This window comes from Spirosoma fluviale (assembly GCF_900230225.1).
GTDB lineage: Bacteria > Bacteroidota > Bacteroidia > Cytophagales > Spirosomataceae > Spirosoma > Spirosoma fluviale.
On the sequence record NZ_OCNH01000008.1, the window covers coordinates 212,420 to 232,482 of the forward strand.

Sequence of the window (20,063 nt, forward strand, 5' to 3'; positions counted from 1 at the left end):
TTAAGAAAAGTCGATCTGGGTATCAATAAGTAGGCTGATTGTTAAGGTCTGTGCCGGTCTCAGCAACGTCCTCTTCTCGCTCCTGCTGTTCGTCTTCGTCAGACTGGCGACCGTCGTTTTGATCTTTAGCCTCTTCCTGCGCTTTTGGTGTTGGCACCTGATCGGCAGAAGCATAGTCATCCGGCCCTTCGGTCGTGACGTCTACCATAGCAGTATTTGTTTTAGCCCCGTCCGCCACTGCCGACTCCATACCTTCTTCGGTTACTTCCATGGTGCTGTTGGTAATGTCGCCCATGCGCAGAACACCATTCTTACTGTCCATATCGGTGCTACCCATGCCCCGGATATTGCGACCATCCTGTCCGCCACGCACCTGCTCACTATCGAGACCGTTTGCCGAATTCTCCTGCTCAAAGGTATTTTTATTATCCGTTTTTACCCGGTCAACATCGGTATCATCCGTCCCATATGGACCTTCTGTGCGGCCATTTATCTGGGCATCTTCCCGTTCTACATCCTTTTCGTCTTTCATGGCATTGAGTCGTCTTATTTAATAGATTAACTTCCTTTATGGCAAAAAGTTTATGCGTTTCCCGTACCATTCAGGCGCACCGCATTCACAGAAAAGCCCAATACCGGAAAATATATATCTGTACCGTTTAATATACATTTATGGTCCTGTATCCCTGAAAAACCGGGCAATATCCTATATTTCTACCCTATTAATAAGTCTTCACCGAGCCTCCTCTTCTCTGCTTAATCTAGTAAATATGAAGACTTTGTCTCCATTTGGCAGGGGTCACGTGTAGGAAGGTTCGTTTGACGTATGAATTTTTAATAGTTGGATAAAGCGTAATGCAGAAAGGGGGCCGACATTGTCGCCCCCCTTTTTTTTGTTACGCTACGATAATATATCGATCGACTATTTATCCCACCAAACGCGCGTATACTGATCGTCTTTTCCCTGCCGGGCTGTCACCTCAGCATAGTTTTTAGCGTTCAGGGTCGTTTCTGTTGTTGGGTAAGCCAACCGGCGGGGAATATCCGTTCCTCCGTTCAGTGTAGTTGGTGCTGGCTTCAGGGTTGGGTAACCCGTCCGGCGCCATTCGTTCCAGGCCTCGGTTCCCTGAAAGAACAACGAAATCCAACGCTGAGTACCAATCAGTTCAATGGCTTTGACATCAGAATAAGCCACGGCTGGTTGCGCGATATAGGCTGCGAATGCGGCATCTGTATACGACGTACCTAGCCACTGTTGCATGGATGCTTTAACAGCCGACTCATACAACGCTTTGGCATCACCGGTAATCCAGCCCAGCTTAACGGCTTCTGCCTGCGCGAACAACACCTGAGCGTAGGTCATGATGTTAACGGGGGCCGTTTGTGCACTAACGGCAGCACCCGCCAGCGAATAATCCTGTGCCTTACCCGGAGCCGGGAAAACACCATAGGGAGCACCCACATACTCACCCTTCAGATTCTTGGCCGCATAGACGGTCAAACGGGGATCGTTAACCTGTTTCAGGTAATTAACGAAGGTATTACTCAGGGCGAAATCTTTCCGGTTCGACCGCACGTAGTTCGTATACAGCGGATTCTCGTTGCTTGCATCGGCCAGATATTTATACTGAACGTTGTCGGCGTTTGAGGCCAGTACACCATCGGCCAGGGCAGCGGCAAATTCCGTTTTTCCTTTAGCAGGATCAACTTTCGACAACCGCAGCGCAGCGATCAGCCGCAGGGAAGCCGCAAACTTTTTCCATTGGGCTGCGTTGCTGGCCAGAATGATGTCACCAGTGACGGCTTTACCACCGTCAAACTGTGCTGCCGCTTCTTTCCACTCTTTAAACAGGTCGTTGTAGATATCCTGCTGCTTATCGAAAGCGGGTGAAAAGTTCTGATCCGCTTTCAACGCCTGTGAGTAAGGCACATCACCCCAACGGTCGGTAATGTACTGAAAAACATAAGCCTTGAGAATACGCGCAATAGCAATCTGATTCCCATTGGAACCGTAACTGGCCGCCAATCCCCGCGTTGCTTCATTGGTATTCTGGTCGATGATTGCCTGAAGGTTCACCAGCGGTCCCGAATACAACCCATTGTAGCTGAAGTTGATGGTCTTGTAGCGCGAGTCCTCAATGTAGGTAACATCCGAAAATTGCTGCACGTATAAAGCGGGGGCGATGTTAAACCCACCCGGTCCAACCTGCGAGTTCATTGTTCCCACCGTGCGCTCCGCACCGGTAATCAAACTTGCCGTATTGGGAAAAAGGGCACTGTTGGGGTTTACATTCAAGTCCCCGAAATCATTACAGGCAAGTGTTGTGGTCAACAGGCCCGTAAAAAGCAAATATTTGTATCCTTTCATAGTTTAGTAAGTCGTTTGTAAGATCGATAATACAGTCCGGCTTCTCAATCTCTAAAACGAATTTCAGGGAGAAACCATACCTTGTTCTCATCAACTTAGAGGCCTAATCTAACATTCACACCGAACGAGCGAACCGGGGGCAACTGACCACCTTCATACCAGATCGTTTCTGATTCGGAGATGTCGATACCACCGCCAATAGCACTGTAGATCAGCACTGGGTTACGGGCAATCAGCGAAATATTTGCCGACTTCAGCCACTTGCCCAGCAGTTGCTTGGGCAGGTTATAGCCAAACGCAACCTCACGCAGCTTCACATACGTTTTGTCGTAGATCCAACGCTCGTTCAGGGCAAACAACCAGTTTTCGTAGAGATTCTGTGCATCTACGCGAACCGTATTCTGCTTACCCTCTTCCGTTACACCATCCAGCAAAACACCCCCGCCCGAAGCCGGATCATCACGCAGTGGATTACCTAATTCGTTCAAACCGGCGGTTTCCGCAGCCAGACCCGAGTACGCATTGAACATCTTGGTCGTCGAGAAGAACTTACCACCCACCACGAAGTCGGTATTAACACGCAGGGTCACGTTTTTGTAGCTAAAGGTGTTTAACCAGCCACCCTTGAACTTCGGCAGTACCGAGCCCAGTTCAACGTTATCCTGCTTGATGTACAGACCGGCGTTGGCGCCACTGCCGTATACCATCGGACGACCGTTGGCATCTTTCTGAATCCCCTGCCCTACCAGCGTACCCCAGTCGCGGGGTGAGCCGTCGGTACCCGTACGGGCGTTCAGCGTCAGAGTGCGCCACTGCGGACCATCGATCTGGTAGTTGGTCAGGCCACTGGCCAGCTCAATAACCTGCGAGCGGTTACGGTCAGCATTGATGTCGAACTCCCAGTTGAAGCCATTTGCCGACCGGATCGGATTGGCGTAGATGTGCAATTCCAGACCCGATGTACGAATCAGGCCGGCATTTACCACCGCGTTGGTGTATCCACTGGTAGCGGCTACCGGCAGCGGAATGATCTGGTTATTGTTGTTATTCTGATAAGCCGTAAATTCCAAACCGATGCGGTTGTTCAGGAACTTCAGGTCAATACCACCTTCATAAGAAGACGACAAACCTGGCTTCAGATTCGCATTGGGCAATGTACCGGGCAGAAAGGCGGTTGAGCTGTTACCGTAGGGCTGACCGGCCGAGTATGCCAACGCTGTTCGATAGGGATCTACATCGGTACCAACCTGGGCATAACCCGCCCGTACCTTAGCGTATGACAGCACCTGGCTCTTCGGCAGTAACTCGGTCAGGATAACCCCGGCCGATACAGATGGATACAGATAAGCATTATTCGCTTTTGGCAATGTCGACGACCAGTCATTCCGGATGGATGCTTCAACAAAGACGAAGTCGCGGAAACCAACGCTTACATTTCCAAACACACTGTTTACCTGCCGCTCATACAAATAGTTGTTAGCAAGTGGCCGGTCAATGGAGGCCGCTATGTTATAGAAGCCCGGTGCCGATAAACCCCCAACAGTAGCCTGAAACAGACCATCGGTGCGGTTGTAGCGAATATTCCCCCCCGCGTTAGCCACAACAGACAGGTCTTTAAAATTCTCATTATAGTTCACCAACAACTCATAGTTGTTTTCGCGGCTGTTGGTATTTAGCGTAGAAAACCCGCCCTTTCCACCTTCATTCAGGGTCCCGATGGCTACCCGTCCCTGCTGATAATAGGCGTTCTGGTCACGGCGTACCGTAGCCGATGCTTTCAGGGCTGGTGTGAACTGATACGTCAGCCCAATATCACCAAATAACCTGTCGCTCCGGTTCGTGTTGGTATTTTCATACGCCTGGGTGTATGGGCTATCCCAATACTTTGGTGCTGCCTCCAGGGGTCCGCCGATGTTCCAGCTACGGAAAGTACCATCTGGATTTTTATAGTTCCGCAGATCTTCCATCCGCAGCTGGCGCTGGAACCACTGGTTGAACATCCCGATCGTTTGGTTATATCCGTTCAGGGTTGAGTTCGACACGCCAAAAAGGTTGTTGCTCACGCCCGTTCCTCCCGATGAACCATATCGGTCGGCGGGCTGGTTTTTCGTGTTTGTCGATGTGTAGTTGATGTTCAGGTTTGCCGTCAGTTTTTCGGCAAACTTGATCGCGTTCTTAGAACTGATGTAGTCGCGAGACTGCGATGAATTTGGAATGATCCCGTTGTTGATGATGTGTGTGTACGAGATCCGGCTCTGAAAAGCCTCCGTTCCCCGCGAAAAAGCGATGTTCGTGTTGTTGCTGATTGGCTTTTCAAAGAAGTCGCGCACGTTGTTGGGCTGTGGCGAGAAGGGCGTCAACTGACCGAACTCCGGTCCTTGCTGCCACGAAAACGCCGACCGGTGCGGGGAGCCATCCAACCGGGGTCCCCAGCTTTCATCGGCCGAGTAATCCAGAATTTTCTGCCCATTGAACGACGACCAGGCCGCCGGGTGAATAGACGGATCGAACTGGAACGTTTCCCATGCCTGCGAGTACCCGCCACCGTATTCGTTCTGATATTTAGGCAGCAGGGCCACCATATCGAGTGTCGTACTATGGTTAATGTCCAGACGGGTCTCCCCGGCTTTGGCGCGCTTGGTTGTAATGACGATAACGCCCGCCGAAGCACGGTTACCATACAACGCCGTTGCTGAAGGTCCTTTCAGCACGGTCAGGTTCTCCACATCGTCCATGTTTACCTGGCTGATGTCTGTTGGTGTACCATCGACAACGTAAAGCGGATCACCACCGGATAGGGAGTTGACGCCCCGGATACGGATGTTCGGGTTACCAAATTTGGCCCCCGACTGACCAAGTACCTGAACACCGGCAATTTTACCCGCCAGCGCGTTACCTACGTTCTGGTCACGGGCGAAATTCAGTTTATCGGCTTTCAGGTCCTGAACCGCATAGTTCAGCGCCTTTTTATCGCGGGAGATCCCCAGCGCCGTAACAACGACCTCCTGAAGCTGAGAGGCATCGGGAGCCAGATTAACACTGATGTTTGTGCGGTTGCCAATGGCAATTTCCTGTGTTGTGAAGCCTATAAAACTAAATACCAGCCTGGAGTTGGCTGGAGCGTTAAGCTGAAACGTTCCCTCAGCATTGGTGCTGGTTCCGCGAGACGTTCCTTTTACTGTAATGTTGACGCCAGGAAGCACTGAACCATCTTCCGACGAGGTGACTTTCCCACTAATAGCTATATCCTGAGCTAGTAATGGAAGCGCGAATAAACACAGGACAAACTGTGTTAATAAAAATTTACGCATAGAACATAATTTAAGTTAAGAAGTGAAAATCGAAACCACACTTTCCCTCAAAATTATTAAAAATATGTTAAAACAAATATTTCAGGACAGTTAGTCTACAAGTTTCTCAAACTATCAATACTGGATTTTGCAGAACAATATTTTACATCTATGAAAATATTAAAGAAATATCAACATAAAACCTCTGCTTCCATTAAAACTCAGTAATTAAATTCTATTAACACTATTTTAATTTTATCTCAGGCATAGCAAAAAAGAATTTCTACCCTTTTCTATCGACAATCAAACTTTCCCATAAGTACTTACCTATCAATTACTTATAGTTTTGAATCAAAAACATGATTTTATAAATATAGAACTGATCTAGGGTTAATTTAAACAAAATCCATACCGTCATTTTATAGTTTTACTGAGTACATTTTGCTTAACAAAATTCAGTAACAATTTTTTTACGTAGAATAAAATATCGTCAATCTTGAGCTTCTAAACTAAATAACACACTTATTATATTGATTATAATATAATAGTTTGACTACTCAACATTTTTATAAGCATATACTGCAACTTTTAACTGAGTAATATTACCATAACAGACAAAATTTACCTCACTTTTCTTCACATTAAAGACAAATTAAAGCCTTAGTAGCTAGTGTTTTAAGTTATGGTATTTCGAGATTTCTCGAAGAAATTGTGGATTCTTTTACCCCGCAGTTGTGGCATTTTCTTTTCTTAACTTTATTATTATCAACTCTTATGAAAAAAGCTCTAACAGGAAGCTGGTTTTTGTTGCTGCTATTCTATATGCCTGTCCTGGCACAAGAAACAGCTATAACAGGCCGGGTCACCTCATCAGATGATGGCTCGGCACTGCCGGGTGTGAGTGTAGTCGTTAAAGGAACGACTCGTGGTACAACAACCGATGCCAACGGTACTTACCAGATTAATACAGGAGCCACTACAACGTTAACATTTTCGTTTGTTGGATTTAAACCCCAGGATGTAGCGGTAGGCAATCGGGCAACGGTTAATGTAGTGCTGGCCGCCGATGCATCCACCCTGAATGAAGTGGTGGTTACGGGCTTCGGTATACGACGTAACGAGCGGGAAATTGGGACATCCGTCACCAAGATCAACAATACCCTCATCAACCAGGCTGCCCCCGTTAATCTGGCGAATGGTCTGACGGGTAAAGTGGCCGGTTTACAGATCAATGCCGTTAGTAATGGAGTGGGTACCAATCCGCGCATTACCATTCGGGGAAACCGTTCCTTTCTGGGAAATAACCAGGCCTTACTGGTCGTTGACGGTGCCCTGACAGACGTTAGCTTCCTGTCGGCCATCAATCCCAACGACATCGAAAGCAGTTCCATTTTAAAAGGACCAAGTGCCGCAGCTTTGTATGGTTCCGACGCGGCCAACGGTGTACTGGTCATTACCACCCGGCGGGGCACCACCAACAACAAGCCCCAGATCTCCTACACCAACAATACGCAGTTGGAGAGCGTGTCGTACATGCCTGATCTTCAGCGCCTATACGGCTCCAATGGTGGCGAAGGGGCTCCGTTCCTGGATGCCAACGGCCAGCGGCTCTACGTTCCGTATGAAAACCAGCAGTTTGGCCCTCTGTATAATGGCTCTTTACAGCCGCTGGGTTATGGGGTGCAGATCATAAACCCCGATGGCTCCATCCGAATCGACACATTAAAAGTCCCTTATTCATCGACGGGGAAAGACCCGCGCCGGGCGTTTTTTAGTACGGGTGTTACGCAACAGCATGATCTGGCCTACCGGGTGGGCGATGCCGAGAATTATTTCGGGCTTAGTGTGCAACGCGTCGACCAGAAAGGGATTGTTCCCAACGATAAATACAGCCGTACGAACTTCACCGTGAACGGAGGCCGGACCATAGACCGCTTTACGGCCAATGCCAAAATGCAGTTCACCTACGAAAATACGGATCAGGAGAACGGCGATTTCGGTCAGGGACGCCCTTTATACTGGAACCTGCTGAACCAGCCCGCCCATGCACCACTCAATGATCCGCGCATCAAGGATATTAACTCTCCCTACGGCGATGTAAACGGCTATTTCAACGCCTATTATCCAAATCCGTGGTGGCAGGTGACCGGCGACAACTCGCGGGCCGTTACCAATAAATACTCCATTCAGGGTACGGCAGATATTGGCTACAAGTTTACGGACTGGCTCAATGTTACCTATCGGGTGAGCGGTCAGGTTTCTAACACGCAGTTTAAATCGCACCTGGCGGCTGTTTCGTTCAGTAGCTACGCCCTGGGTGACCCCTGGGGAGCCGGCAACATTGCCTCGTCGCTGAAACAGGTAAATGGTAATGTGAGTGACTACAGCAGGACCACTTCCCGCGTTACAGGCGATCTACTGATTACGGTAGCCCCTACCTTCGGCGATTTCACGACCAAGTTGATTCTGGGTCAACAGGCACGGGTCGATAATTCGCGTTATATTTCCACAACGGCGACCTCACTGGTGGTTCCTGGCACTTACAATATCGCTAACCGTCTGGGTAATGTTCTGGCCAGCGAAAACTCCTTCCAAAGCCGGTTGCTGGGCTATTTTTACGATTTCACCGCCGGGTTCAGAAATTTCGCCTTCATCAACGCCACGGGTCGTTACGATAACACCTCGTTACTGGCCCCCGGCAATCGGTCTTACTTTTACCCTGGTGTCAACGCGTCGGTTATCCTGACCGAAGCCATCCCGGCGCTGAAGGGCAGCAATGCCCTCACCTACCTGAAGCTACGCGGAGGCATTGCCCGAGCGGGTAATATCAGTGTTGGCCCGTATCAGTTGCAGAACGTGTTCAACCCAGGTGCCGGTTTTCCCTACGGCAGTCAGCCCGGTTTTTCGCTGAGTACGCAGCAGAATGATCCTAACCTGAAGCCTGAGTTCACCACGAACAAAGAAGTGGGTGTTGAGTTCGGGCTGTTCGACCGTGTCAATGCCGAAATCGTGTATTACACCATGGAAACCATCAACCAGACGGTTCCCATTCAGGTTTCGCGGGCTACGGGCTACGGCAGTGCGTTGATCAATACGGGTAGCATGCTCAATAACGGGCTTGAAGTGGAGTTAAAAACCCTCCGGCCGATTGTGAACACGGGCGGCTTCACCTGGAACATCAACACGAACTTTACCTACCTCAACAACACAGTAACGTCTGTTTATCCGGGTCTGGATCGTATCAACATCACGCAGGCCAATGGCGCGCAATCATCTAATGTGTTCGCGGCTGTCAACTATACGTATCCCGCTTTATTCGGTACGGATATTGCCCGCGTGCAGAATACCGACGCCAACGCAGCCTACTACGACCCAACGGGGCAGTTTGTTGGTCAGGCGGTTATCAACCCCGCCACGGGCTACCCTATTCTGGACGCCAACTTCAAGTACCTGGGCAACACGCAGCCTAAATACCGGTTCGGCCTGAACAACACCTTTGCCTTTAAAGGATTGACGCTGAATGCACTGGTCGAATACCGGGGCGGCAACGTGATCTACAACCAGTTGGGCAATGCGCTGGAATTTACGGGAGCCGGTATCCGGACAACCTACAACGGACGGCAGAATTTTATTTTCCCAAACTCCGTACTGGCGACCACCAACCCCGATGGGACAACTGCTTATGCGCCCAACACGAGCGTGTCGACCCGCGACGGCAACCTGGAGTTCTGGACCAATTCGGGCTATCACAACGCCGTATCGAGCTACGTAACAAGTGCGGCCTTCTGGAAGCTTCGCGAAGTAGCGTTGAGCTATAACTTCCCCACTCAGTTGTTTAGCAATATCAAGTTTATCCGGTCGCTGACACTGGGGTTAACGGGCCGTAATCTGCTGATGCTGCGTCCGAAAACAAACGTATTTACGGACCCCGAGTTCTCGCTGGACAACAGCAATGCCCAGGGCGTTACGAACGAATACCAGACACCTCCAACCCGCCAGTACGGTTTCCGGCTGAGCGTTGGGTTTTAAGTCATACTCTTATCAACACGAATCATGAACGTCAAGAAACTTTCGATCGGGGTAGTAGCCGTACTGATGACCATAGCATCCGGTTGTCAGAAAGGCTACCTCGACATCAATAACAACCCCAACCAGGTAACAGTTGCTACACCCGTGCTGGTGTTACCGTCTGCTCTGAGTTCGTCGGGAGCCTATTACTCCAACAGTTTTACTTTTCTGAACCTCTGGATGGGCTACTGGAACTGGAGCGGCAACTACTCCATTGCCACCTCCGATAAAAACTATCAGTTCACGAACAGTTTCGGGGCAGGTATCTGGGATAATGGCTACATCATCCTCAAAAACTATGATTACATCGACACACAGGCAGCTACGCTGAAACAGCCGCTGGTGCAGGGGATGGCGAAGATCATGAAAGCCGTCCATTTCCAGACGCTGGTCGATACCTACGGCAACATTCCCTATACGCAGGCCTTGCAGGGGTTGACGTCTGCACAGCCAGCCTACGAAAACGCGACGGCGGTTTATGAAGACCTCTTCAAACAGATCGACGCGGCCCTCACCCTGTTTAGCGATGCGGATAAACTGGCAGCCCAGGGTGGAACGGTGCTTAATCCGGGCACTAACGACATTATGTTCGGTGGCAACATTGACAAATGGCGTCGGTTTGCCAACACGCTGAAACTACGGATGTTGCTTCGCCAATCGGAAAAATCCGACCGGCAGGCGTTTATACAGACGCAACTGGCAGCGATCAAAGCGTCGGGTTATGGTTTCCTGAAGAGTGGCGAAAATGCGGCTGTCAACCCCGGCTACGCGAACTCGGCGGGTCAGCAAAGCCCGTTCTACGGCACCTACGGCTATCAGGTAAACGGCCAGCCGATCGAAGCCTATAACATCAACCGGGGCAACAAGTACGCCATCGACTTTTACCAGTCGACCAGCGATCCCCGACTGGCCCGGTATTATGCCCCGGTTGGCGGCTCCGGCACGACGTTTAACGGTACTTTTTTTGGAACAATCGCGCCGGTGGCCAACAACCAGACCTCGGGCATTGGCCCCGGTTTGCTGAACAATGTCAATCAGCCCGCTTATATCATGACCTCGCACGAAGCCTTTTTCTCACAGGCCGAAGCCGCCCAGCGAGGCTGGATTTCGGGCGATCCGAAGACACTTTATCAGCAGGCTATCACCGAATCGTTCGTAAATGTTGGCCTCCCCGCGGCCGATGCAACAACCTATTATTCGCAAACAACGGCGAACGTAGGCTGGGACGCTTCGCCGGATAAAATTCAGGCGATTATCACCCAGAAATGGGCTTCCCTCAACGGCTGGTCACCCTTCGAAGCCTGGTCGGACTACCGGCGGCTTGGCGTTCCTAATTTACCTATTTCGCAGGACCCCAGCACGTCGGTAAAGCAGATTCCGGTTCGGCTACTCTACCCCCAAAGCGAATACAACTACAACAGCAGCGTAGTACGGGCGCAGGGCGATATCAGTCAGTTTACATCAAAGATTTTTTGGGTGAAATAAACCATACACCTTGGGCAGCTACCGGCTTTTTAGTCTGGTAGCTGCCCCAAAAAACCATCGACAATCATGAAAAAACTTTTGTATAACCTCATCCTAGGCGGATTAGCCATAAGTATGACCAGTTGCCTGAGGGACGATGAAAATTTTACCAATTTTCAAGGCGTTGGTGCCGTTGCCGAAATTCCGTCGTCGGCCTTCTACGGTATTGAATACAATCAGGGCTTACCTATCCAGACGGCTCCAACTAATTACAGCTTCGATGTGAACATTGCATCCCCTACCCCGCCAACGCAGGATGTAACGGTTACGCTATCGATCGACCAGGCCACGCTGGACGCGTATAATACGGCAAATGAAACGTCGTACACACTCCTGCCCGCAACACTGTATCAGGTTTCGTCACTGACGGCCACTGTGAAAGCCGGTAGCCGACTGGCACCGATCAACCTCTCCTTTTTCTCGGGAGCCGATAAAGTACCGGATCCAACGGCATACAACGATGCCGAATACGCACTGCCAGTAAAAATTACCAGTGCATCGAACAACGTGGCCGTGAGCAGTAACTTCGGGACGAAAATCATTGTGCTGAAAATCAAGAATCAGTACGACGGCGACTATCGGTCGGTGGGTACGTTCAACCACCCGACGGCCGGCACCCGAACCATCGACAAGAATAAAACCTTATCGACAATCAACGCAACCACGGTTCAGACGGAATATGCCGATTTGGGTACGGCAGCTCAGATGTGGTTAGGTGTTAACCCAGACAACACGGTGACGCTGACTCCCAAAGGCACAGCCAGTGCTGCTACGGTTCAGTTTGGCGTGAACAAATACGACCCGGCCACCCACGCGTTTACACTCAACTACAAATACGCCGGGGCCGGTGGCGACCGGGTAATTAGTGAAGTGATTACGCTGAAGTAAAAAAAGCCCCGTCACGAGCGTGACGGGGCTTTTTTTGTAAAGTCGGGTTTGAGAACCTGACTTCACAGGGACACTGCTATTTTCATCCGGCTACTACTTCAGCAGCTACAATCTCCGACTTGTTTTGCCCCGTCAGTTCGGCCAGAAGTTCGGCTACGTTGACGGTGGCGAAGCTGCTGGCGTAGTCGGCCATAGCGTAGGGAATGATCAATTCCCCGTTGTTGACGAGACCACCACAACTATACACGACGTTTGGTACGTAGCCCTCACGTTCGTTTTCATCAGGACTCAAAATGGGTTCGCTGGTACGGCCGATCACTTTAGAAGGGTCGTTCAGGTCGAGCAGGAATGCCCCAATGGCATATTTGCGCATAGGGCCAACGCCATGACTCAGCACCAGCCAACCGGCTTCGGTCTCGATGGGTGATCCACAGTTGCCTAACTGCACATATTCCCAGTGAAACGTTGGCTTGAGAATAAGCTCTTTTGTCTGCCAGAAATATAGATCATCGGAGTACATCAGGTAGATATTTTCGCCATCCTGACGGGAAATCATGGCGTATCTACCATTAATCTTACGCGGAAACAAAGCCATTCCTTTATTGGATACCTCAGCTCCGTTGAGCGTACTCACGCTGAAATGCGTAAAGTCCTTGGTCTCCAGCAATTGCGGAAACGTGACCCGTCCATTGTAAGCCGTGTAAGTGGCGTAATACGTTATTTCACCATCGTCGTCGGTAAACTGAACAAAACGGGCGTCTTCAATACCATTTGTTTCGTTGGGCGAGGTCGGGAAGATGCATCGCTCGTCGAGACTCTGGTCGTCGTCGAAGTGTATTTCGTAATTTGACTTTGCCAGGGCCAGCAAACCGCTCGCAATCGTTTCGTATTCGGCATTGTACCGAAACTGCGCCAGTACGCGCTTGATCTGCGCATCCAGTTCGGACAGCGCAAACTCGTCGCCCAGACCTACCATCATTTTTTCCTGAATGCTGTTTTCCAGCCGCAGTTCATACAACTTACGCTCAAACTGTGCCCGGTTGAACCGGTGGTTCGGCACAATTTCGGGCGATGTTACGTAACGGGACGGTTGCCGAAGCACAATTTTACCGGCTTCATCAATGTAACCCATCCGAAACGAAATAGACGATACGTGGCCTTCTCCAGTGGCCCGTAAGCTCAGGATGAACCGTTTATAACCGGGTGGTACGTTGGTCTGATCGGGGTGCCAGATCATGGAAGGATTAAACAATGCCGCCGATTCCAGCGAGTATTCCATTGTAAAATAAGCTCCCAGCAGCAACCTGCGCTCTTCCGTAAGCGGCTCATCGGTGAGCAGGTGCGCCTTGATCTGTTCAAAGCGATTCAGGAGAAAGCGCTCAAGTTTGTAATGACGGCCACCAAATTCCCGAATCACCTCATCGAGTTTCCGGGATGCCTCTTCATCCGTCATACTGCCTACCCTGGCCACAATCTTCAGTGTTCGGGTCGTGCTGCCTAAATCGAAAGGGCGAAACAATACACGGGTGGGGTCTGGCCGGAGAACGATGCCCGTACGAATGGCTTTTATACTCATCAGTTTTTAAACGTTAGTAGATAAGGCAGGTGCAGCTACTAAGCTACACAAGAGTAGGTACCTCATAAACCAATTTTATAAGGTACTTACTCTTGTACAACTTAATCAATTACTATCTTATTATTCCGGCCTGAGATTAGCCATTCATTAATGCGGCTACAGGCATGCTTACGTTGACGGCTTTTGTATCCGGACGCTGCTTCTGAATAGTATAGAGTTCAGCCAGGGCAAGCAGGTAAGAAAGCGTCGACTCTGCTCCCTGATTCTGGTTTACCCGGTCGATATGCAGTCCATCGCGGCATCCGCCCGTTTGCTGGTCGTATAACGGCAGCCCCAGATCGTTGAAGCCTGAAAACCATTTGAATATTCGGATGGCCGTCCGATGCCACTCGTCCTCGCCCGTGACCGCAAGTGCGGCCAGACAAGCCGAAACCGTACTCTGGGCTTCAAGTGGTTGCTGATCGAAGAAGGCGCGGGGTTGCCCTTTGGTATAGAAGCCATTGGAGCCAATTGGCTGGAAATGACCGTGTGGCGATGTTTGCAAACTAACCAGCCATTTCAGGGAATTCAGACCAATATTCACCAGGTGCGAATCCCCGGACCTGATCAGCACGTGAGCCAGCACGGCGTTATCATACGACAGTGTATTTTCGAACCAGGGCCATTCTTCCGTTGCCGTTTCGGTATAACGGAATGTCAGTTTATCCAGCAACTGACGCTCGATGGTTTTAGCCAGCCGGTCGTCGTTGAATTTCTTCTGATACTCATAAATACCGAGTAGCGCGAAGGCCCACGAGCGGGGCGACGACATTGACACTACCGTTGGCAATACTTTTTCGAACAAGCTCATGGCCCAGGTAACCGTGTTGCGATCGACTGATTGCCCAATGCAGGTACCCAGAGCCCAAATGGTGCGTCCGGTACTGTCATCAGAGCCAAACTCTTCGAGCCAGCGCCGGTCATAACTCATGAAGTTCCGAAAACGGCGGTGTTCGTCGGTATACGCGTGGTTAATGAACGCGCAGTAATTATCGGCTGCTTTGGCCAGTTTCGGGTCACTGAGTCCGGCGGTATTGATGGTTAGCGCCAGAATCAGCGCACGGGCGTTATCATCCGTGCAATAGCCTTCTTCGTAAAAAGGCAGATGATGTCGGGCATGCTGAACAATCCCGGTCGAATCGGTCAGGCGAAACAGATGATCGAGACGCAGGGTCGGTAATTTGAACGCGGCACTGCTGTTGGATCCCATCGTGTATAAAGCCTGGTTGTTAAATGTACTCATGCGTTCCTGCCGGGCATGGGCAAATGAACTCGCATAGGCATGGATTGCCCGCTCCCAGATCATCTCACGGCCCATCATATACGCTTTTTTACGCATCTGGTGGCGCGTGGGTTCATCGGTCAGGAGATTGATAATTTCGGAGGCAATGGCATCCGAGTCGCCAAAGGGAACCAGAACACCCCGGCCGTCGGCGAGCAGTTCCTCGGCATGCCAGTAGGGTGTCGAAACAACGGCTTTGCCACAGCCAAAGGCGTACGAAAGCGTACCCGATGTGATCTGGGCCGGATTCAGGTAAGGTGTAATGTATATGTCGGCTGCCCCCAGGTATTCGAGCAGGCCGTCCAGCTCAACAAACTGGTTGTAGAACCGGATGTGATCGCGAACACCACAATCCTTAGCCAGTTTTTTCAGGCTGTCGCGGTAGGCCTCTCCTTCGTGCTTCAGCAGGTTAGGATGGGTAGCCCCCAACACCATATAAACCACATTCGGATACTGCTCAACAATGCGCGGCAACGCCCGTATCACGTTTTCAATGCCCTTATTGGGCGAAAGCAGACCAAACGTCAGCAACGTTTGCTTGCCTTCCATCCCAAATTTATCTTTAAAGAAATGGGGATCAACAAAGGGCATATCTGGAATACCATGCGGAATAAGGTCAATCTTCTCCTCCGGTATCTCGTAGATATTGATCAGGAAATCGCGCCCCTTCTCCGACATGCAAACCACCCGCGACGACAGATCGGCGATGCTTTTTAGCACCAGCAACTGATCTTCATTGGGGTCTTTAAGAATGGTATGAAAAGTAGTCACGATGGGCATCGTAAGATTCCGTAGCAACGTCAGGATATAATTTCCTGCCGGACCACCGTAAATACCGTATTCATGTTGTAGGCACACGACATCTACATCTTTGGAATTTAGAAACTCGGCAGCTTTGCGGTAGGCGGGCTGGTCGTGCTGATAGAAGTCGTATCGAACTTCCGAGGGATAGTCATACCCCTCCGGCACATCATTAACGGACACAACCAGCGCGCGGGAATCCGGGATAAACGAATTGTATGATTGGTAAAGATCGGAAGTGAAGGTAGCGATGCCACATTGGCGGGGAAGGTAGTCACCAATAAACGCTACGTTCTTAGGATTGTGGCCCCATACTGATGCGTCTAAATCTCGTTGTTCAGAATGCCGGTTAGGTGAGTTCCCGGTGCGGTGCGTATGAGTTGTCATGATCGTTTTGTTAGCGAATTTATAAATACCACAAAGTCTGTTACTATAATCGAGTTTTAGGCTCTTTTGTTTGGTTTTACAAAAGGATTTGACCGTCTTACAGCTATCACCTTATTAACGACGAATTATTATCCAACTAAACCTTCATTTCGCCCTATAATTTATGGATTGATGTTACTACATACGAAAGCAAATTTACTTCGTAGTAAGCAAGCAGGTAGTGCATATACCTGGTACACCTGGGCGGTCTATGTGGTGCTGATAACATACCATTATGACCTGACCGGCTTACATTCTATACGTCAAACAAGGGGGTTATTCGTCGTACGCCACCGTTTTTCTGTACCTTGCAGACTTATTTCGCGTTCATTCAGGTATGATTTGGCACCGTATCGCATCGTTTATTTTAAAAAATAGAATTGTTTTATTAGTGGCCGTGCTCCTGGGTACGGTTTTCATGGGGTATCAGGCCAGAAAGGTCAAGTTATCATACGAACTGGCAAAAATTCTACCCGTCACCGACCCCGATTATCAACGTTATGAGGCTTTCAAGTCGCGCTTTGGCCAGGATGGCAGTGTCATGGTACTTGCCATTGAAACCGACAGCATGTACCAGCTTAATTTCTTCAATGACTGGTATGCCTTGGGCCAGAAAATCCGTCGCATCGAGGGCATTAAAGATGTGGTTTCGAATGCCAATCTCGTAGGCATCACCCGCGACGATTCGGCGCATACCTTCCACGTTCGTCCGCTTATTTCGGGGCCACTCACGGCCCAATCCGGTCTCGATAGCCTGAAAACCCGCATTGCTGCCCTACCCTTCTACCGGGGCCTGGTAACCGACAGCAGCGGGCGGGCTCACCTGATGGCCATTACGTTCGACCAGAAAGTTGTCAACACCAAAAACCGGATTTCGCTCGTCAGGCGGGTCGAGGCCGTTGCAGATTCATTTGGCCGTCAGCATCGGTTAGTCAGTCCAATGGCCTCCCCCTCCGATGGCACGGTGCACATGTCGGGGATGCCCTACATCCGAACCGAATTTACGGCTAAGGTCAGTAAAGAAATGTTTCTGTTTCTGGGGCTGGCGTTTCTGGTTACGGCCCTGATTCTGTTCTATTTTTTCCGTTCATTCACCGTTGTGCTGTCGGCTTTGGCCGTGGTAGGCGTTGGCGTGATCTGGGCTACGGGCTACATTGTCCTGTTGGGGTACGATATTACCCTATTGACGGGCCTGATTCCCCCACTGATTATTGTGATTGGCGTTCCGAACGTCATCTTCCTGCTCAACCGCTACCACGAAGAACTGAACCGAAACCGGAGTCAGGACGAGGCTCTCCTGATCGCGACCGAGAAAATAGGCGAAACAACCTTCTTTGCCAACATCACGACGAGCATTGGTTTCTTTGTCTTTTACTTCACCGGCAGCCCTCTTCTGGTTCAGTTTGGTCTGGTATCGGCCTTTGGTATCATGACGACCTACGTGGTGTCGCTTATTCTGACGCCCATTATTTTCAGCTACCTCAAAAAGCCATCGCCCAAGCAGCGCGGCCACCTGGAACGTAAGCAGGTGAGCGGTTTTCTAAACTGGGTAGACCAGTTGGTACGCACTCGCCGAACGGCCATTTATACGTTTATCGGTATTCTGACGGCCGTCTCCATTGTGGGGGCGCTCCAGATCAATCCAATTGGCTTCATTGTCGATGATCTGCCCAAGAATGACCCGATCTATACCGATCTGAAATTTATTGAGAGTCGGTTTAAGGGGGTGATGCCCTTTGAAGTCAGCATCGATACCAAACGTGCGGGTCGGGTGCTCACGCCCCAGACGTTAACCAAAATAAAGTTACTCGAACGCGAGTTCAACAAATACGGTGAGTTTACCCGGCCCCTTTCGCTGGTCGAAGCGGTCAAGTTTTTGTATCAGGCTTACCGGGGTGGCGACCCGAAGTACTACGCCCTGCCCGGCGCGCTCGAACTGAATCAGCTGGCCAGTTACGCCCCCCAATTGAAAGGAGCCAAAAACGCTGGCGGAGGGCTGGCGTTCAAAGCTTATCTCGACAGTACCTATCGGTACACCCGCGTGAGCTTCCAGATGCCCGATGTGGGCACCGTACGGACTACTCAGCTTCTCAAGGAGTTGCAGCCCAAAGCCGACTCCATCTTCAACATCGACCGGGCAACGGGAAAACGCGTAGCCGCCGACGAGGAGTACGACGTGCATATTACCGGCAATAGTGTTGTCTTCACCCGAGGAAATGATTACCTTCTCAAAAACCTGGCAGAAAGCACAGTACTGGCTATCTTGCTGGTTTCCGTAATCCTGATCATCCTGCTGCGCGACGTTCGGCTTAGCCTGATTGCCATTCTGCCGAGCGTAGTCCCCCTGATCGTGACGGCTGGTATTATGGGCTTCTGCGGAATACACCTGAAGCCGTCTACCATTCTGATCTTCAGTATTGCGTTCGGCATCTCGTCTGACGGTACGATCTACTTCATCACCAAGTACCGGGACGAGTTACGAAACCAGAAAATGACGCTGGACCGCGCCGTTTCGGAAACGATTCGTTACACAGGTATCAGTATGTTCTACACCGCTATGATTCTGTTTGCAGGTTTTGCCATCTTTGCCGCATCAACCTTTCAGGGCACCGTTGCCCTGGGCATTTTGGTATCCATCACCCTACTGATGGGCATGGCCTCCAACCTGATCCTCCTCCCCGCCTTCCTTCTGACCGTCGACAAATGGAGAAAGAAGAGAGATGTATGATGTATTGCTGGCGCATGTACCAATGGTGCACTAGCTATATCATACATCCTACCTCATACATCTTTCTAAGCTTCTTCCAATAGGGTATCGAAGGAGATGAATTGGTTGCCGAAGCGGTGCTTTACCCGCTGACGAAGGGTGTCGGCATGTAGTTCAAGGTAGGCTTCGTAATCGGTCCGGGTGTTAAAATCCAGCTGAATGGAGAAGGTTACGCCCCCGTTGTCGAGTTCGGTAAGTAGACGGAGCGTTCGGTAACCGATAGGTAATTCGGTGGCCATGGCGGCTGGCAGAAAGAAGCGTTTCATCCAGCGAAGCCAATCTTCGGCTACTTCTTCGGCCACGCTATAGGTCGTATTGTAAAGTATCATAGTAACCTAACAACCGACTTTTGGGGTAAATTGGTTTGAGTGTTGTTAGAAAGCGTTGACCCGCTTCGGTTAAAAGTCCTGATTTGGTTGTTTATTTGTCAAGCAAATCAATTTACCCGTTAAATCAACCAAGTTATGTATTCTGGATTAGTACATGCCCACTCGGGGCTTCGCTGGATAGCTCTTCTTTTACTCCTGGTGGCCGTAGTCGTTGCCATTGGCAAATGGCAGGGACGTAGTGGTTATACCGATGGCAATCGTAAACTGTATTTATTTACCCTCATTGCTGTCCACACACAATTGCTGCTGGGTCTGGTGCTGTTGTTCATCAGCCCGAAAGTAAACTTCAGTATGTTGAGCGAGAAACTGTATCGCTTTTACAGCGTCGAGCACACAGCCGGTATGCTCATTGCCATTGTGCTCGTCACCATCGGCTATTCCCGCTCAAAACGGGCAACCGATGCCGTTACCAAACAGCGACTCATCGGCATTTTTTACGGAGTAGGTTTGCTACTCATTCTGGCATCTATCCCCTGGCCGTTCCGTATCGTTGGTGCTGGCTGGTTCTGAGCCTAATTAAGTGTTATACGTTTCAAAAGCGGTTTAGTATGAACAGCCTTTAACTGGGTTGTGAATGCTGAACCGCTTTTTTCATATGAGAGAAAGCGGTTTTCTCTATTACAAACATAGATTAAAATAAATTTT

Annotated in this window: 11 protein-coding genes; 5 read left to right on the forward strand and 6 right to left on the reverse strand. The window is 50.2% G+C overall.

All coding sequences use genetic code 11. The annotated features are described in order from the left end of the window. Nucleotides 1-22: 22 nt before the first annotated feature. The 3 genes from CRO74_RS29150 to CRO74_RS29160 all read right to left on the reverse strand — a co-directional run bounded on the left by CRO74_RS29150 (nt 23) and on the right by CRO74_RS29160 (nt 5,679). Complete coding sequence (locus CRO74_RS29150) at nt 23-532, reverse strand: hypothetical protein (protein WP_097131464.1); 510 nt, start codon at nt 530-532, stop codon at nt 23-25. A gap of 390 nt (nt 533-922) precedes the next feature. Continuing rightward, nucleotides 923-2,368 carry a SusD/RagB family nutrient-binding outer membrane lipoprotein gene (locus CRO74_RS29155; protein WP_097131465.1) on the reverse strand — a complete coding sequence of 482 codons (1,446 nt, stop codon included), beginning with the start codon at nt 2,366-2,368 and terminating at the stop codon, nt 923-925. A gap of 95 nt (nt 2,369-2,463) precedes the next feature. Beyond that, the gene (locus tag CRO74_RS29160; RefSeq protein WP_097131467.1) at nt 2,464-5,679 is read right to left on the reverse strand and encodes a SusC/RagA family TonB-linked outer membrane protein; all 3,216 of its coding nucleotides are present in this window, start codon (nt 5,677-5,679) and stop codon (nt 2,464-2,466) included. Between the two features lie 753 nt (nt 5,680-6,432). On the opposite strand from CRO74_RS29160, the gene CRO74_RS29165 reads away from it, so the two are divergent. From CRO74_RS29165 to CRO74_RS29175, 3 genes are all read left to right on the forward strand, one after another. Further along, nucleotides 6,433-9,687: a SusC/RagA family TonB-linked outer membrane protein gene (locus tag CRO74_RS29165; protein ID WP_097131469.1), complete on the forward strand. Its 3,255-nt coding sequence runs from the start codon at nt 6,433-6,435 to the stop codon at nt 9,685-9,687. Nucleotides 9,688-9,711: 24 nt separating this feature from the next. Beyond that, nucleotides 9,712-11,211 (forward strand): SusD/RagB family nutrient-binding outer membrane lipoprotein, encoded by a 1,500-nt coding sequence (locus tag CRO74_RS29170; protein WP_097131471.1) that lies wholly within the window; start codon nt 9,712-9,714, stop codon nt 11,209-11,211. 66 nt (nt 11,212-11,277) lie between these two features. After that, nucleotides 11,278-12,138 (forward strand): BT_3987 domain-containing protein, encoded by an 861-nt coding sequence (locus CRO74_RS29175; protein ID WP_097131472.1) that lies wholly within the window; start codon nt 11,278-11,280, stop codon nt 12,136-12,138. Between the two features lie 82 nt (nt 12,139-12,220). Here CRO74_RS29175 and CRO74_RS29180 read toward each other — a convergent pair whose 3' ends face one another. Both CRO74_RS29180 and CRO74_RS29185 read right to left on the reverse strand, forming a co-directional pair. Next, on the reverse strand, nt 12,221-13,714 hold the full coding sequence (locus CRO74_RS29180; RefSeq protein WP_097131474.1) for a glycoside hydrolase family 130 protein: 1,494 nt from the start codon (nt 13,712-13,714) through the stop codon (nt 12,221-12,223). 136 nt (nt 13,715-13,850) lie between these two features. After that, nucleotides 13,851-16,223, reverse strand: coding sequence for a glycosyltransferase family 4 protein (locus tag CRO74_RS29185; RefSeq protein ID WP_097131476.1), 2,373 nt, complete (start codon nt 16,221-16,223; stop codon nt 13,851-13,853). A 376-nt stretch (nt 16,224-16,599) separates the two neighbouring features. On the opposite strand from CRO74_RS29185, the gene CRO74_RS29190 reads away from it, so the two are divergent. Beyond that, a complete protein-coding gene (locus tag CRO74_RS29190) occupies nt 16,600-18,990 on the forward strand; it encodes an efflux RND transporter permease subunit (RefSeq protein WP_097131477.1) in 2,391 nt (796 codons plus the stop codon). Nucleotides 18,991-19,055: 65 nt separating this feature from the next. On the opposite strand, the gene CRO74_RS29195 is transcribed toward CRO74_RS29190, so the two are convergent. Continuing rightward, entirely contained in the window at nt 19,056-19,358 is a 303-nt protein-coding gene (locus CRO74_RS29195) for a DUF4286 family protein (RefSeq protein WP_097131479.1), read from the reverse strand. Between the two features lie 135 nt (nt 19,359-19,493). Between CRO74_RS29195 and CRO74_RS29200 the strand changes: the two genes are divergently transcribed. Then, nucleotides 19,494-19,928, forward strand: a complete 435-nt coding sequence (locus CRO74_RS29200; protein ID WP_097131481.1) for a cytochrome B — start codon at nt 19,494-19,496, stop codon at nt 19,926-19,928. The last annotated feature ends 135 nt before the right edge of the window (nt 19,929-20,063 follow it).

Coding starts and splice junctions, on each gene's coding strand:
- CRO74_RS29150 (WP_097131464.1), bottom strand. CDS start 532: ATGAAAGACGAAAAGGATGTAGAACGGGAAGATGCCCAGATAAATGGC.
- CRO74_RS29155 (WP_097131465.1), bottom strand. CDS start 2,368: ATGAAAGGATACAAATATTTGCTTTTTACGGGCCTGTTGACCACAACA.
- CRO74_RS29160 (WP_097131467.1), bottom strand. CDS start 5,679: ATGCGTAAATTTTTATTAACACAGTTTGTCCTGTGTTTATTCGCGCTT.
- CRO74_RS29165 (WP_097131469.1), top strand. CDS start 6,433: ATGAAAAAAGCTCTAACAGGAAGCTGGTTTTTGTTGCTGCTATTCTAT.
- CRO74_RS29170 (WP_097131471.1), top strand. CDS start 9,712: ATGAACGTCAAGAAACTTTCGATCGGGGTAGTAGCCGTACTGATGACC.
- CRO74_RS29175 (WP_097131472.1), top strand. CDS start 11,278: ATGAAAAAACTTTTGTATAACCTCATCCTAGGCGGATTAGCCATAAGT.
- CRO74_RS29180 (WP_097131474.1), bottom strand. CDS start 13,714: ATGAGTATAAAAGCCATTCGTACGGGCATCGTTCTCCGGCCAGACCCC.
- CRO74_RS29185 (WP_097131476.1), bottom strand. CDS start 16,223: ATGACAACTCATACGCACCGCACCGGGAACTCACCTAACCGGCATTCT.
- CRO74_RS29190 (WP_097131477.1), top strand. CDS start 16,600: ATGATTTGGCACCGTATCGCATCGTTTATTTTAAAAAATAGAATTGTT.
- CRO74_RS29195 (WP_097131479.1), bottom strand. CDS start 19,358: ATGATACTTTACAATACGACCTATAGCGTGGCCGAAGAAGTAGCCGAA.
- CRO74_RS29200 (WP_097131481.1), top strand. CDS start 19,494: ATGTATTCTGGATTAGTACATGCCCACTCGGGGCTTCGCTGGATAGCT.